This window comes from Parasphingopyxis sp. CP4, from assembly GCF_013378055.1.
Lineage (GTDB): Bacteria > Pseudomonadota > Alphaproteobacteria > Sphingomonadales > Sphingomonadaceae > Parasphingopyxis.
The window spans coordinates 136,753-150,998 of record NZ_CP051130.1; the positions used below are offsets into that span (position 1 = coordinate 136,753).

Below are 14,246 nucleotides of genomic sequence, written 5' to 3' on the forward strand. Positions count from 1 at the left end.
ACAGGTTGCGGCGCCGCGTCACCTTCTATGCGATATCACAGCTGCGAGAGACGGGCGATCTAGGCACCGAGTAGCGTTGCCAGCAGGAAGCCAAGGCCGGCACTTCCGACAATAGCGCTTGTCCAGGATGGGAAATTGGGTGCCTGACGCTGCTCGAGCCAGGCGATTTCTGCGGCGCTGGGTCGGCGATAACCGAATTTGCCAGCGGCGATGTTGAATTCTCCGTGGGTCATGGAAATGCTCCTGAGATCTGAATAGCGAGGCGATCGCCATGGGGATGGCGATCGCCTGTCGCTGAGTTACGCCGCTTCGGCTTGCGCCATGGCGTGGACATCGGACGCGGTCAGCATCTTGCCGCCAATTGCCCAGTCGCCCTGTTCGACTTCGTTGATGCGAACCCAGGTCACCGGGCGCATGGATTCGCCTTCCGTGGCGATCATGGCTTCGGTGACGTTTTCGATCAGCTCGGCCTTCTGGCCCGGGGTGAATACGTCTTTGATGAGATCAATCGTTACGAGTGGCATTATGTGTCTCCAGTTTTCAGTTGCGCCAGAACCATTCCGGCGATGGAGAGACATTCGCGGATCGGGTGTTCAGCAGATAGTTCGCGAAACGGAGCAATCCGCTATCAATTGCGTAGGAAGGCACTACTGATTTCGTAGTAACGCGCAAAATCTACGCAAAACTGGCGAATTTGCTCAGGTTTTGCTAGCCGGTGAGCTGGATTGAGGGGAACGATCTGATGAATAACTCCGGCACATTATGCCCGGCCGTAAAGGCCGCTGACATGATCGGCGATCGCTGGGTGTTGCTCCTGATGCGCGAAATGTTCATGGGCGCGACCCGCTACAAGGATTTTCAGAAAGCACTGCCGCGCATCTCGCCCAGCGTGCTCAGCAACCGGCTGAAGCAGATGGAAATGAACGGCATGATCATCAAGAAAACCGGTGCCGGCGACAATACCAGCGAGTATCGCCTGACGCGTTGCGGCCGGGAGCTGGCGCCGCTGATCGATCAGATGTCAAAATGGGGATTGCGCTGGGCGCGCCGTCGGATCGCCGATGAGGATATGGATGCCGGGAGCTTCATGTGGGATTTCCACCGGACCGTGAAGACGGCCGAGCTGCCCGACGGCGAAACCGTGATCAGCGTGAACCTGACCGATGTTGCCGAGCATTCCAAATGGTGGATCGTCTGCAATGCCGATACGGTTGATCTGTGCACCGATAATCCGGGCAAGGAGATCGATCTCTATATGTCGGGCCCGCTGCCCGCCTTTGCCGAAGTATGGATGGGCGATGTTGGGCCGCAAGAAGCGATCAGCGACGAATGCCTGACAGTGACCGGATCTTCGCACCTCACCGGCACGGCCAACGCCTGGTTCCCCCAATCGCGCTACGCCAAGGTTCGCCCCAAACGTATCCTTGATGAGGATGGCGCGGAGGTCAGTTAGGGTGAGGGCGGCACAGGTCGACGAATATTGCATCTCGCGACGCAAGCGACTAATCCCCGCCTCGCGCTTGGCGAGCGGGTATAGCTCAATGGTAGAGCACTAGCCTTCCAAGCTTGTGATGCGGGTTCGATTCCCGCTACCCGCTCCAGCGCATCTAAGAACTGATGGGTGCAAAGCCAACGTGCCAGACGACCATCCGATCTTTCGTGACAATCCGATCACCGGCTCGGTGGAGTTGCGCACCGGGTCAGCGCCGACGCCCTATCATGTGCGTGATGGCGAGGCTTTGCTGATCTTTGGCGATGTTGCGGGAGATGCGGTCGGAGCGATGATCGAGGGCGAGGATGTCCATCTCGTCGAGACCAGATCGGGCCGTGTCGCGGCTGGCATGATCATGGCCGATTTCCGGGATGCATCGATGGGGCCGCATCATGAGCTGCAATTCTTCGTGCTCGTCGCGGATCAGCCCGGGGCGTCGATTGGCGCGTTGCCTCTCGCTTTGCCGATCGCGATGGCCTCTCCCGGCTATGCCACGCTATGCTTCAAGCTGTGGAATGATGCCGATGCGGTGCTGGCTTATAATAACGACTATCTCGGCCTGAATGCCTCTCCGGCTGACTTCCGCCTCTTTGAGCAGCAAACCGACCGGTCCATCTCCTTTTCCATCACAGGTACAGGCAATGCGCCAATCCTTCGCGGCGCATTTGCATCGCGCAAGAGAACCCGTGCTTCGGCCATGTGGGAAATGCTCAAAATTGCTGGTTGGCGGCGGCTGATGGCCTTGGGCCGGGCGCGCTATACCGAGGGCGCCGTGGTCAACCGGCGCAGCGCCGTGATGCCCAATAACCGGAAGGCGCCTATCTTTACGGATGCTGGTAACAATGTCGCTCGGCACTGGGATAACGCAACGGATCGGCTGGAAATCGGGGGTGAGGAGATTGTCGGTCTGGATTTCGCGCCGCGTGCGTTACAGCATCTCTGGCCGTTCCGCTTTGTCTATCGCCATCCCGACGATAGGGCCTGATTACCGGTTAACTGCATGATTTCATAGGCTTGCTTATGGTATCGTACCGTCCCGGCCTCAACCACAATCTTCATCAATAAATTACCATTTTTCCTTAGATTTGGGCCACATGAACGCCCATCGCGATATCAAGCGCCCTGCTGCCGCAGAGAGCGCCGATCCGCGGCCGCATTCTGCGGTCTCCAGCGGTGTGGGATTTGTCGGTTTGGCCGGCTTGTTTGCGGCAATCATTATTGGCCGATTGACCGGTGCCAATGGTCCGCTCGCTGCCATGCTTGCGCTGGTTGGTTGTGGCCTGCCGATGATCCTGTGGACGATATTTATCGACAAGGCCTGGAAGAATGAGAGCACGGGCATCGACTGGGATTCTCCCGCACGCCCGCATGATGAGACCCGCGAAATCAGCATCGCCAAACTGGCTGGTCTTTGGGCGACCTGGGCGATTATCGCGGGGCTTTATTGCATCGCGCGTTGGTATTGGGACGGGCAGTATCTGTTTTCGATGCAGATGCTGGCCTGGGCGGCACCCGTCATGTTTGTCGCCTCGATCCCCTACATCTTCTGGATCGATCGCCGCATGAAGGAGCCGAAGGACGGCAGCTATATGGTCGGCGCATGGCTGACCGGTGAGCGCGCGGATTTCGACCGCGAAAAGATCATCGAACATTTCCGCAGCTGGGCCGTGAAGGGCTTTTTCATTGCCTTCATGATCTCGATCGTTCCGGGCAATTGGTTCGAAGTGCTGCGCTGGAGTAATGCCGAGATAATCGAAAATCCGGTCCGGCTCACGCTATTCATGATCGCGCTTCTCTTTTTGATCGACGTGGCCTTTGCGACCGTCGGCTATGTGCTGACCTTCCGCCCACTCGATTCCCATATCCGTTCAGCCAATCCCTATGCCCAGAGCTGGATGGCGGCGCTGATTTGTTATCCGCCTTTCATCCTGATGACGGCGGGCGGACCGCTCGACTATCATCCCAACACGGGCGATTGGACGCTCTGGCTTGAAGGCTGGCCGGTGGCGCTGGCCGTGATGGGCGCGATCCTGGTGGTGCTCACAATCATCTATAGCTGGGCGACGGTTGCGTTCGGCCTACGCTTCTCCAACCTTACCCATCGCGGCATCATCACCCATGGGCCCTATCGCTGGACCCGGCATCCGGCCTATCTCGCCAAAAATGCCTTTTGGTGGCTGGCGACGATGCCGTTCATTGCGACGAGCGGCAATCCGGTCGACATGATCCGCAATACGGTGCTCCTGGGCTTGGTCAGCGGCGTTTATTATTGGCGCGCAAAGACTGAAGAAAAGCACCTGATGGCAGATCCCGCCTATCGCGAATATTTCGACTGGATGGAGCGCAATGCCCCGATCCCCCGCCTTTTCGCCTGGATCACGCGCCGAAAAGGCAAGCCCGGCGAGATCGTTCCGGCGGAGTGACCGTCTAGTCGAACACCAGAGGCTCTTGCAGCGATAATTGGAATTGTGGGCTGCCAGCTATGTCCTGCGCGCCCCATTCTTTTGCAGCATCGAGCAACGGCCAAAGATAGTCCTCGGTGCCGGTCGGCCCCGCGGACTTGTTGAGGCCGACAAAGATTTCGCCCGGAAATGTTAGATGGTGGGCGGTCAGATATTCTAAAAATCGCATCCAATTTTGGACATTCCACCGTGTGCCAGTGCCTCGATGGACATCAAAATTCTGTGCATTGATTGTGATGATGTCATATTTACCGATCTGGCTAGGCAGCGCCTGACCAAGATAGACTCCGCCGGCGATTCGCGAAATACCGAACAGCTTGAGAAGATCGGAGTAGATCTCACAATCCGGCAGATCGAGTGCGGTGACATGATGTCCATGGACTTTCGCGATGGCGAGAAAATGGCCACCGCCTGATCCAATATCCAGCACGCGGCTCGGCGCGCGAGTATCGAGATTGAGTTGCAAGGCAATTTTTGAATGCAGCCGAATCCAGGGCGCAAGGTCCAGATATTTCACCGTTCCTGCATGTGCCCCGGCCGCAACTGGAATCTTGAATTTTTCCTGTAACGATCGAAACTGTTCGCGATCAATCGTGGCAACAGTCCGGTCGTAGATATGACGAAGGCGTTTATCGAAGATGATCCGTCGCCAGATATCAATGCGATTCTCGAGAGGGTCAAACGGACGATGGAATGGCCGTTTGTAAACCTCCAGATCCGGGATACGGGACAGGCGATACTGGTTCCAGAGTGATTTGAACAGGCGATACATTGATAGTCATTTGCTCATAGGTGATTCGCAAATAACCTAATAATATCAGTGTCTTATAGAGTCTTGTATATTTGTGTCGGGACCGGATCGGGCGGTTTGATGCGCCTAAAAACTCTCTTCTTCATACACCCGGCTGACATCGCCATTCCATGCGCCATGATAGCGTTCGAGGAGGCTTTCGGCCGGGGTTTTCCCGGTCGCAACGATTTCGCGCAGCGGGTCGAGAAAGCCGCTTTCATTATCGCCGCTGCCGTTGAGCCGAGCACGAGCGCTCAAACCCGCAGTCGCGATGTCGAGAACTTCTCCGGCGATATCACCCAAGGTGCGACCGCTTGGTAGTGGCGCCTTCAGGCCAAGCTTGGGCACGCTGTTGCGCAAATCTTCTCGCTCTTCGATCGACCAGGATTTGACGATGTCCCAGGCGGCATCGAGCGCGGTCTGATCATAGAGCAATCCGACCCAGAGCGCGGGCATAGCGCAGATCCGGTTCCACGGTCCGCCGTCGGCACCGCGCATCTCGAGAAAACTTTTAAGGCGCACTTCGGGAAAGATCGTTGAGAGGTGGTCGTTCCAATCATCGATCGTCGGCTTTTCGCCGGGGAGGATTGGAAGCTCGCCATTAAGGAAGTCCCGGAAGCTCAGGCCTGAAGCGTCGAGATATTCGCCGCCGCGATAGGCGAAGTACATCGGCACATCGAGTGCATAATCGGCATAGCGTTCATAGCCGAAGCCATCTTCAAAGACGAAGGGCAGCATGCCGGTGCGGTCGGGATCGGTATCGGACCAGATATGGCTGCGGAAAGAGAGGAAACCGTTGGGCTTGCCTTCGGTAAAGGGCGAGTTGGCGAACAGCGCGGTGGCGAGCGGCTGAAGGGCCAGGCCGACGCGAAATTTGCGCGCCATATCGGCTTCGCTGGAATAATCGAGATTGGTCTGGATGGTGCAGGTCCGCAGCATCATATCGAGCCCGAGATTGCCCTTTTTGGGCATGTAATCGAGCATGATCTTGTAGCGGCCCTTCGGCATGATCGGCAGCTCGTCACGGCGCTTGTCCGGCCACATGCCGAGACCCAAAAACCCCTTGCCGGTCTTTTCGCCAATTGCCTTAACCTGCTGCAGATGGCGGCCGGTTTCGGCGCAGGTTTCATGCAGATTGTCGAGCGCAGCGCCGGAAAGTTCGAGCTGGCCGGCCGGTTCCAGGCTCACCGTGCCATCGGCGCCTTGCATGGCAATAACCTTGCCATTCTCCTCGATCGGCTCCCAGCCGAATTCAGTCAACGCATTCAGGAGATCGCGGATACCGCCGGGTTCATCATAGGAGGGGGCGTGCAGGTCGGTGCGGCAATAGACAAACTTCTCGTGCTCGGTGCCGATCAGCCATTTGTCTTGCGGCTTCTCGCCCTTGGAGAAAACTTCCAGCAGCTGCTGGCGATCTTCTATGATCGGCGCGTCGCTTTTCGAAACCGTCTTCGTACTCATGCCTTGGCCTTAGCGGCCTTGCGGGCTCTATGCCAGTATAGGAAGCATTGGCGGGGTAGTAGAAAAGTGTGGGGCCGCTGTTGGACGCTGCGCGCCGATCAGTTGACGGTGGCGCGGAATACCAGCGCGATGCTGGTCCCATTGGTGAGGGACGCAGCATTGGCGGTGATCGTACCACCGCTAAAGGAGGCCCCAATCGGATCGCTTTCATCGGCTCCCGCAGCATCATCATCTTCGGCCGTGGCGGCAGTACCGCAGCTTGATCCGGAGAGCATCGAACTCGTCACATAGGAGAGCGTGGCCGGCAATACATCGGTCGCCACGACATTGCTGGCATCGGCCGGGCCATTATTGGTGATGGTGATGCAGTAGCGGATTTCCGCGCCTGGAATCCGATACGGATCAACGGCGCCGTTGATCGGGTCATTCAGCAGGGTGCTGATTTTTGTCACGACGATCTCGGCCCCGACAATGTCGAAATTGCTGTCATCGATATTCCAGAAATTCGCTTCAATCTCGGCAGTGGGCTGGCCGGGCCTCAGCGCGAGCCCGTTCTGGGCACCGATCGTGCTGGTTCCAGCATCCCGAGCGAAGATGCGGATCGTCCAATTGTTGTTGCTCGAGGTGCCGGGCGGGATCGTATAGGTCGGCTCGCCCGCCTCGCTGTTATCGTTTGTCCAAATCCCGTCATTGGCCGTTGCATCGCCGTGGGTTCCATCATCGAACAACTCGATTCCGGACGCCATCAGGGTACCGCTTTCGTCGTAGATATTGGCGGTCACGGGCAGCGTTGCAGCGGTTGGATTCGCATCGACCTGGGCGATGATCGTCAGCGTATCGCCAGGGGCAAAATCAGCGCCATTGCCCGGGGTCAGTACGGCGACACCAAAGGCTTCCGGGGTGCCAAGCGTCGCGGTGACGACACTCCATTCGACATCGTCGATATGAAACCAGGTACGGTATTGCGTCTGATGGTCAGTTCGGAACCGCAGCGTGACTGTTTGGCCTGCATAGGGCGCGAGAGAAACGGTGCGAATGAACCAGGGCTCGCTGCCGGGCGTGAGTGTCATTCCCGATCGGTGGACGCCGTTCGTGTCCGTGTCCCAGCCATTATACTGGCCGTAGCCAGAGCGGTTTGTATTGGCGGATTGGGTACCCTTGTTCGGACTGAACGGGAAGGTGACATAATTGCCCGCAGTCGGGCCGACCGCTTGGGTCGTCGTGGCACCGATCACATCGACTTCGAGCCAGTCCCATCGGCTGGCCCCGTCATCGCTGCTATCCCAGCCTTCGACGCGATAGCGGAAGGTCAGGTTACCCGGATTGGTGGTCGGTACCGTGATGGTCCGAGTGACCGTCCCGCCGATGCCATTTTGGGCTTCGTTGTTCGTTCGCGAACCAATGAGATAGGAGAAGGCGCCGCTATTCGGCGTGCCGTCCGTATTCTGTGTCGCTCCGCCACCGCCATTGGTGGTTACCGTTACATTTTCCGATGGGCGAACCTGGGCGTCGAAAGCGGCATTGGTAACTGCGCCTGTCCATTGGGTAGGAGATTGGGCGCCTGTGGTGCCGCGCTCGAAGTTGCCGTTGATTGGGGTCTGCGGATTGGCGGATTTTGTGCCGTTCTGGGTGATGTCGAAATAGATATAATGGGTCGATGCGCCCGCATCTTCGAGCAAGAAACGGACATCGCCTTGGCCATTGCCGGTTGCATCGGTCGCGCCACCAAACACCGTGTCGGTAAATTCCTGGACGGTAACGAGCGATCCATTGGGGCGGACCACGCGAACCGAGTTGGCATCGAACGTCCCGGACACACCCATTTGGGCGAGCAGGGCATCGAAATCCACATCGACCTGGATCGTGCTGTTGATGCTGGAGCTGGCCGGAATTGAGAGCGGTACGCGATAGTGCCAGTCTTCGCCGGTCGCGACGCCATCCGGGTCATACCAGCCCGGCGGATTGGGCAGGCGCAGATCGGCCTGCGCCACGAAATGCGGCGCAAGAATCATGGCGAAAATCGCCATCAATCCCAGTGCAAATTTACGTCCCCCAATCATAGCGAGCGTGATACAGGGTAAAATTTAAGATGAGGTATAGAGTTTCCAAATAATTAATATAGTAAATTCAACAGGTTGAATGTACTATTTTCTTATCCAGCCACCCCGATGCGCCATCCAGATGCCGATGGCCGTAATTGCCGCAGTGTCCGCACGCAAAATCCGCGGACCGAGCGAGATCGGTACGGAAGCCTCTTTGGCCCGTATTTTCTCGTCTTCTGCATCCGTGAAACCGCCTTCGGGACCGATCAAAATGGCGGCAGGGCCGTTTGAGTCTGACATCGCTTCGATAACTGAATCACCACCCCGTTCTGCCGCGTAATATAGGCGCCGTTCTTCGGGCCAGTTCGACAGGAGCGTATCCAGCGATGTGATCTCAGCAAGATCTGGCAACGACGTCCGTTCGCATTGCTCTGCGGCCTCGATAATGTGCGATTGCAGGCGCGTCGCTTTCACCTTGTCGACGATCGTACGCTGCGTCTTCACCGGCACGAGGCGCGCTACGCCCAACTCACATGCCTTTTCGACCAGCCAGTCGATCCGGCCCTTTTTGATCGGCGCAAAGCACAGCCACAGGTCGGGCACGATTTCGCGTGGGCGCAAATGGCCTTCGACCCGCACGATAGCATCGCGCTTTCCGATATGCGCCAGCTCTGCCAGCCATTCGCCCGTGCGATTATCGAACAGCTTGATCTGCGCGCCAGCTTTCAGTCGGAGCACGCGCACCAGATAATTGGCTTGCGCGGCATCGATGACGATCTCGCCATCATCTTCGAGCGTCGTATCGACAAACAGGCGAGGCAAGCTGCCGGGTGGCCAGGCGGGTGTTGCAGGCATGGCTGTTCCATAAACCGGTCGGCCCAAGCTTGTCCAAACCTTGCAGAAACGGATAGGGCCTGTGGACATGGACGCGGATTCGACAGTTCCTGACACAGAGCGGCATTGGCTGATCGCAATGCTGCCACCTGCAGCGCGCCCTTATGGGCTGTTGGGACGGTTCGATCGACCGATCGGCTGGTGGCTGCTCTTCTGGCCGTGCGCCTGGAGCGTGGCATTGGCCGGCGGCGCGCGGGACCGATGGGACCTGCTGCTCTGGTTCCTGCTGGGTGCGATTGCGATGCGCGCTGCCGGCTGCGTCTATAACGACATTGTCGACCGTGATCTCGATCAGAAGGTCGAGCGCACCCGGTCCCGGCCATTGGCGAGTGGGCGTGTATCGCTCCGCGCGGCATGGATCTGGCTGATATCCCTGTGCCTTGTTGGTTTGCTGGTCCTATTGCAGCTGCGCTGGGAAGCGCAGCTGGTCGCCATTGCCAGCATAGCGCTCGTGGCCGCGTATCCGTTCATGAAACGCATCACCTGGTGGCCGCAGGCTTGGCTGGGTTTAGTGTTTAGCTGGGGTGCATTGGTCGGCTGGGTGGCAATCACCGGAGACTATGCTCCGGCGCTTGGCTGGCTCTACGCAGGATCGGTGTGTTGGGTGATCGGCTATGACACCATCTATGCGCTGCAGGATATCGAGGATGATGCGCTGGCCGGTGTGAAGAGTACCGCGCGCCGTTTCGGCCGCCATGCCCGCACCGGTATTGCGCTTTTCTATCTCGCGGCACTCCTCTGCTGGGCAATGGCTCTGTGGACAGTTCGTCCACAATGGCTGGCGCTCGCCGCCCTGCTACCGATCGCGCTGCACCTGGGCTGGCAATGCGCAACGTTGAAGGTCGAGGAGGGTGAAGATGCGCTCGCCAAATTCCGATCGAACCGCGAGGCGGGATTGCTGATGGCGCTTGCATGTCTGGTAATCGGAGCGACAGCCTGATCGCCAAGGGTGACAATCTTCGATCCGCTCCCTAAATCCGCTGCATGCTAACCGTTACCGAAGCGCAGGACCGCGCATCCGATCTCGTCCAATCCGCTAAGCAGGCCGGTGCCGATGCCGCTGATGTGATTTATTCTGGCGGTCTCTCGACCGAGGTCCAGGTGCGCCTGGGCGAGCTGGAAGATGTCCAGCGATCCGAAGGCGAGGATATCGGCCTGCGATTCTTTGTCGGCCAGCGATCGGCCAGCGTCTCTTCATCGGACCTCTCTGCAGACGCAATGGCAGTATTGGTCGAGCGCGCAGCCGCGATGGCCCGGGAAGCACCGGAAGATGCCTATGCGGGGCTCGCGCCCGAAGATCGGCTGTTTCGCGGCACCTTGCCCGATCTCGATATCCATGATGACTATGAGGCAGAGCCAGAGACGTTGCGCGCCCAAGCACTGGAAGCCGAAGATGCAGCTCGGGCTGTCGACGGCGTCACGAACAGTGAAGGTGGCGGTACGTCTACCGGGCGATCGATTATGGCTCTCGCGACCAGTCACGGCTTTTGCGGCGGCTATCGGGCGTCAAGCTTTGGCTGCTCGGCGAGCGTGATTGCCGGTGAGGGTAGTGGCATGCAGCGCGATTATGCTTATCGCACGGCGCGTCATTTCGCCGATCTCGATAGCCCGGCAAGTATCGGCCAACGGGCTGGCGAACGCACAGTTGCCCGGCTCAATCCGGCAAAACTGGAAAGCGGAGCCATGCCGGTGGTGTTCGATCCGCGTGTGTCGGGTGGCCTTTTGGGTCATTTGATCGGTGCAATCACCGGGTCAGCCATCACTCGGGGTACGAGCTTCCTGCGCGATAGCCTCGAAGACCAGATTTTTGCCGATGGCATCATGGTGCGCGATGATCCGCTGCGGAGGCGTGGTCTGCGGTCGCGGCCGTTTGACGGCGAGGGGCTTCCGGTCGCTGAACGTGCGATCATCGATAATGGCGTGCTGACCGGCTGGCTCATGGACAGCGCATCTGCGCGCCAGCTCGGCCTTGAACCCACTGGCCATGCCAAGCGCGGCATCGGTGGTCCGCCGAGCGCCGGCACCACCAATCTCCATCTCGATGCTGGCACGATAAGCCGCGATGATTTGATCGCCGATATCCGCCAGGGTGTGCTCGTGACGGAACTGATCGGTATGGGCGTCAATCCGGTGACTGGCGATTATAGCCGCGGCGCGTCGGGCTATCTGATCGAGAATGGCGCTATTGGCGCCCCGGTTGCCGAGATTACCATTGCCGGCAATCTGAAGGATATGTTCCGCGAACTCGTTCCGGCCGATGACCTTGAATTCATACGCGGCGTAAATGCGCCGACCGTGCGGATTGAGGGAATGACGGTCGCCGGTGCCTGACATATCGCCCGGCGCCATTGCAGCGATCGCAGCCGAAGCGGCGCGACTGGCGTCTGAACGCTGGCGGGGAGAGATCGAGGTATGGGACAAGGAACCCGATCATCCGGTGTCCGATGTCGATTTGCTGGTTGATGATTTTCTGCGCGAGCAGCTGAGCGCGCTCGATCCCGATGCCGGTTATCTCTCCGAGGAAACTACTGACAGCAAGGCTCGGCTTGGCAAATCACGCATCTGGCTCGTCGATCCAATTGACGGCACACGGGATTTCATTCGCGGCCGCGCCGGATGGTGCGTTTCGGTTGCGCTGATCGAGGATGGCCAGCCGATTGTCGGCGTACTCGAAGCGCCCTCCCGGGGCGAACGATGGATGGCGACGGCCGGCGAGGGTGCAACGCGCAATGGCGAAACACTATCGGTGAGCGAATGTACGCGCCTTCACGGTGCGCGGATTCCGTTCACCAACCTGCCCAAGGATTCAAACCTGGTCTCGGTCGAACAGCCCAACTCCATTGCCTTGCGGATAGCGATGGTGGCCGCCGGCGATGCCGATCTGGTTGCAACATTGCGTTGGGGTCATGAATGGGATGTCGGCGCGGCCGCGCTGATCGCAAGCGAGGCCGGTGCGATCGTCTCAAACGCATTCGGCGAACCGCTCGAATTCAACACCCATGCCGCCGAAGCCTTTGGCGTCTTGGTCACCACCCCCGGCATCCACCGCGCCGCCATCGATCTGCTTAGCGAACAGGCGAAGAAATTGTCGGTGCGTTAGATCACGCTGGCTGTCGATGACTGCAGCCGAGATGTTTCTTCTTCATCCCAGCCCGTTAAAATATTGAAATAATTGTAAATATTGACGCTTCTGATATGCTGACCGCACTTGGGGTGTGCGGAGATGGAACGTGTCGCCAACCCAAGGACAAGGTGAGGTCGAAAGACGATGCGACGGAACTTCAAGCCTTCGAGCAATTGAAATATTACAGGCTGGTTCCGGCAATAGGGCGATCGGTGCGGTTCGTGAGAAATTGGTGTTGCCGGATCAGCTTCCTGAATATCGAATTGCCTCTAAGACCGTACCCATTATCCTGTTTGCAGCCCGCGCTGGCAGCACATATTCCGGCCAGTTGGTGGCCCGGCATCCGGCCTTTGGCCGTGTAGCCGAATGGTTCAATCCACCTCGTCTCGAGCGTCTGCGGACCGAATATGGATTCCAGAATGATGCCGAGGCTGTTCAGTACCTGTTGGATCGAGAAGCCAGGCAATTGTTCGGCACTGAGTGCACTTTATATGGCCTGACATCGTGTGCTTTGCTCGGTTTTCTTGACCAGATTCTGCCGCGCGCGCGTTTCATTATGCTGAAGAGGCGTGATCGCGTTGCGCACGCTGTTTCGTTGACGAAGGCGCAATTGACCGGGCAATTCTCGAGCAATCAAACACCGAGAATGATCGCCACTGCTGATGACTATGACGCTGACAAAATCGCCAGTAACTTGCGAATAATTGCGTCTGTTTATGCGCAACTCGAGGCATTTCTGGAGGCGGTCCAAGCAGACCCGCTGACAGTCTATTACGAAGATATCGTCAATGATCCCGCTGCGTTTCAATCGCAGATCTTTCGCTATCTCAACATCACGCCAACATCTGTTCCGTCCCAAAAGACGAGCGTTCAGAAAATTGCCGATGCGGTGAACGCCGCCTGGATCGAACGGTTTAGGCGTGAGGCCTAGCCCGCTATCCAGTCAGCAAGTTTCCCGGCAACGGCGTTAAACGCGTCGGCGCCGCCGCCATTGCTGGCGACGGACGGCACGCCTTCGTCGGAGGCGAGGCGGATATCGAGTTCGAGGGGGATACGGCCTAGGAAGTCATAGCCTAACTCCTCAGCCGCTGCTTCGGCGCCCCCTGATCCGAACGGATCGGATATCGCGCCGCATTCCGGGCATTCATAACCGGCCATATTTTCAACCAGCCCGATAATCGGAACCTCTGCCTCATTGAACAGGTGGATGGCCCGCTTCGCATCGATCAACGCGAGATCCTGCGGGGTCGATACGATGATCGCCCCGGCTGGCTTATATTTCTGCACCATGGTGAGCTGCACATCGCCGGTACCCGGCGGCAAGTCGATGATCAGCGTTTCGGTGTCGCCCCAATCTGCATCGATCAATTGGCCAAGCGCATTGCCGGCCATCGGCCCGCGCCATGCGATCGCTTGGCCAGGCTTAACGAGCTGGCCCATGCTGAGCATGTTGATGCCATATTCGGTTTCTACCGGAACGAGTTTCTTATGTTCATTGGCGGTCGGTTTGCGGCCTTCGGCGCCCAGCAATCGCGGCTGGGAGGGGCCATAGATATCGGCATCGATCAAGCCGACCCGCATGCCTCTCCGAGCGAGCGAGATGGCAAGGTTGGCCGAAAGCGTCGATTTGCCGACGCCGCCCTTGCCGGAACCGATGGCGATGATTCGGCGGGTGGTGCGCGAGCTTGTCATGGCGACGCGCACGCTATCAACGCCGTCAATGGCGCCGAGTTCGCGATTGATATCAGCTTCGATCAACGCGCGCTTGTCGGGATTGATGTCCGTCACGTCGAGGATCACGCTGGCGATACCGTCGGCAAATCGTGGGGCGGGCGCCCGCTCGGCATCGATCAGGCCTTTTCCGGAAACCGGATCAGCGATGGCGTTAAGGGCGGCGGCAAGTTGGTCAATTGGGTCGGTCATATCGACCAAATAGTAATCCCATCGCCAAATGACACTGTTTTTCCCGGAAAGGGTTCCT

General features: G+C 58.4%; 14 protein-coding genes and 1 tRNA gene. 8 read left to right on the forward strand and 7 right to left on the reverse strand.

The window, feature by feature from the left end:
- Positions 1-59: 59 nt before the first annotated feature.
- Both HFP51_RS00645 and HFP51_RS00650 read right to left on the reverse strand, forming a co-directional pair.
- On the reverse strand, positions 60-233 hold the full coding sequence (locus HFP51_RS00645) for a hypothetical protein (protein ID WP_176873844.1): 174 nt from the start codon (positions 231-233) through the stop codon (positions 60-62).
- 66 nt (positions 234-299) lie between these two features.
- Positions 300-524, reverse strand: a complete 225-nt coding sequence (locus HFP51_RS00650) for a tautomerase family protein (RefSeq protein ID WP_176873845.1) — start codon at positions 522-524, stop codon at positions 300-302.
- A gap of 218 nt (positions 525-742) precedes the next feature.
- On the opposite strand from HFP51_RS00650, the gene HFP51_RS00655 reads away from it, so the two are divergent.
- From HFP51_RS00655 to HFP51_RS00670, 4 genes are all read left to right on the forward strand, one after another.
- Positions 743-1,453, forward strand: coding sequence for a helix-turn-helix domain-containing protein (locus HFP51_RS00655; RefSeq protein ID WP_176873846.1), 711 nt, complete (start codon positions 743-745; stop codon positions 1,451-1,453).
- A gap of 74 nt (positions 1,454-1,527) precedes the next feature.
- Positions 1,528-1,601: transfer RNA gene (locus tag HFP51_RS00660), tRNA-Gly, on the forward strand.
- A gap of 33 nt (positions 1,602-1,634) precedes the next feature.
- A complete protein-coding gene (locus HFP51_RS00665; RefSeq protein WP_176873847.1) occupies positions 1,635-2,477 on the forward strand; it encodes a hypothetical protein in 843 nt (280 codons plus the stop codon).
- Between the two features lie 109 nt (positions 2,478-2,586).
- Entirely contained in the window at positions 2,587-3,915 is a 1,329-nt protein-coding gene (locus tag HFP51_RS00670) for an isoprenylcysteine carboxylmethyltransferase family protein (RefSeq protein ID WP_176873848.1), read from the forward strand.
- Positions 3,916-3,919: 4 nt separating this feature from the next.
- On the opposite strand, the gene HFP51_RS00675 is transcribed toward HFP51_RS00670, so the two are convergent.
- From HFP51_RS00675 to HFP51_RS00690, 4 genes are all read right to left on the reverse strand, one after another.
- Entirely contained in the window at positions 3,920-4,726 is an 807-nt protein-coding gene (locus HFP51_RS00675) for a hypothetical protein (RefSeq protein ID WP_176873849.1), read from the reverse strand.
- A gap of 105 nt (positions 4,727-4,831) precedes the next feature.
- Positions 4,832-6,205 (reverse strand): glutamate--cysteine ligase, encoded by a 1,374-nt coding sequence (locus HFP51_RS00680; protein WP_176873850.1) that lies wholly within the window; start codon positions 6,203-6,205, stop codon positions 4,832-4,834.
- 98 nt (positions 6,206-6,303) lie between these two features.
- Entirely contained in the window at positions 6,304-8,265 is a 1,962-nt protein-coding gene (locus HFP51_RS00685; RefSeq protein WP_176873851.1) for a choice-of-anchor X domain-containing protein, read from the reverse strand.
- An 84-nt stretch (positions 8,266-8,349) separates the two neighbouring features.
- Complete coding sequence (locus tag HFP51_RS00690) at positions 8,350-9,102, reverse strand: 16S rRNA (uracil(1498)-N(3))-methyltransferase (RefSeq protein ID WP_176873852.1); 753 nt, start codon at positions 9,100-9,102, stop codon at positions 8,350-8,352.
- A 67-nt stretch (positions 9,103-9,169) separates the two neighbouring features.
- Here HFP51_RS00690 and ubiA point away from each other — a divergent pair, with 67 nt between their 5' ends.
- The 4 genes from ubiA (at position 9,170) to HFP51_RS00710 (ending at position 13,196) form a co-directional block, all read left to right on the forward strand.
- Positions 9,170-10,081, forward strand: a complete 912-nt coding sequence (gene ubiA / locus HFP51_RS00695; RefSeq protein WP_176873853.1) for a 4-hydroxybenzoate octaprenyltransferase — start codon at positions 9,170-9,172, stop codon at positions 10,079-10,081.
- Between the two features lie 44 nt (positions 10,082-10,125).
- Positions 10,126-11,472 carry a TldD/PmbA family protein gene (locus tag HFP51_RS00700; RefSeq protein ID WP_176873854.1) on the forward strand — a complete coding sequence of 449 codons (1,347 nt, stop codon included), beginning with the start codon at positions 10,126-10,128 and terminating at the stop codon, positions 11,470-11,472.
- Complete coding sequence (locus HFP51_RS00705) at positions 11,465-12,241, forward strand: 3'(2'),5'-bisphosphate nucleotidase CysQ (RefSeq protein WP_176873855.1); 777 nt, start codon at positions 11,465-11,467, stop codon at positions 12,239-12,241. The genes HFP51_RS00700 and HFP51_RS00705 overlap by 8 nt, the downstream gene beginning before the upstream one ends.
- A gap of 259 nt (positions 12,242-12,500) precedes the next feature.
- Entirely contained in the window at positions 12,501-13,196 is a 696-nt protein-coding gene (locus HFP51_RS00710; protein ID WP_176873856.1) for a Stf0 family sulfotransferase, read from the forward strand.
- On the opposite strand, the gene HFP51_RS00715 is transcribed toward HFP51_RS00710, so the two are convergent.
- Entirely contained in the window at positions 13,193-13,957 is a 765-nt protein-coding gene (locus HFP51_RS00715) for an Mrp/NBP35 family ATP-binding protein (RefSeq protein ID WP_255455000.1), read from the reverse strand. The genes HFP51_RS00710 and HFP51_RS00715 overlap by 4 nt on opposite strands.
- Positions 13,958-14,246: the final 289 nt, after the last annotated feature.

Excerpts from the sequence above, each read along its gene's own strand:
- HFP51_RS00645 (WP_176873844.1), bottom strand. The coding sequence starts at position 233 with ATGACCCACGGAGAATTCAACATCGCCGCTGGCAAATTCGGTTATCGC.
- HFP51_RS00650 (WP_176873845.1), bottom strand. The coding sequence starts at position 524 with ATGCCACTCGTAACGATTGATCTCATCAAAGACGTATTCACCCCGGGC.
- HFP51_RS00655 (WP_176873846.1), top strand. The coding sequence starts at position 743 with ATGAATAACTCCGGCACATTATGCCCGGCCGTAAAGGCCGCTGACATG.
- HFP51_RS00670 (WP_176873848.1), top strand. The coding sequence starts at position 2,587 with ATGAACGCCCATCGCGATATCAAGCGCCCTGCTGCCGCAGAGAGCGCC.
- HFP51_RS00675 (WP_176873849.1), bottom strand. The coding sequence starts at position 4,726 with ATGTATCGCCTGTTCAAATCACTCTGGAACCAGTATCGCCTGTCCCGT.
- HFP51_RS00680 (WP_176873850.1), bottom strand. The coding sequence starts at position 6,205 with ATGAGTACGAAGACGGTTTCGAAAAGCGACGCGCCGATCATAGAAGAT.
- HFP51_RS00685 (WP_176873851.1), bottom strand. The coding sequence starts at position 8,265 with ATGATTGGGGGACGTAAATTTGCACTGGGATTGATGGCGATTTTCGCC.
- HFP51_RS00690 (WP_176873852.1), bottom strand. The coding sequence starts at position 9,102 with ATGCCTGCAACACCCGCCTGGCCACCCGGCAGCTTGCCTCGCCTGTTT.
- ubiA (WP_176873853.1), top strand. The coding sequence starts at position 9,170 with ATGGACGCGGATTCGACAGTTCCTGACACAGAGCGGCATTGGCTGATC.
- HFP51_RS00700 (WP_176873854.1), top strand. The coding sequence starts at position 10,126 with ATGCTAACCGTTACCGAAGCGCAGGACCGCGCATCCGATCTCGTCCAA.
- HFP51_RS00715 (WP_255455000.1), bottom strand. The coding sequence starts at position 13,957 with ATGACAAGCTCGCGCACCACCCGCCGAATCATCGCCATCGGTTCCGGC.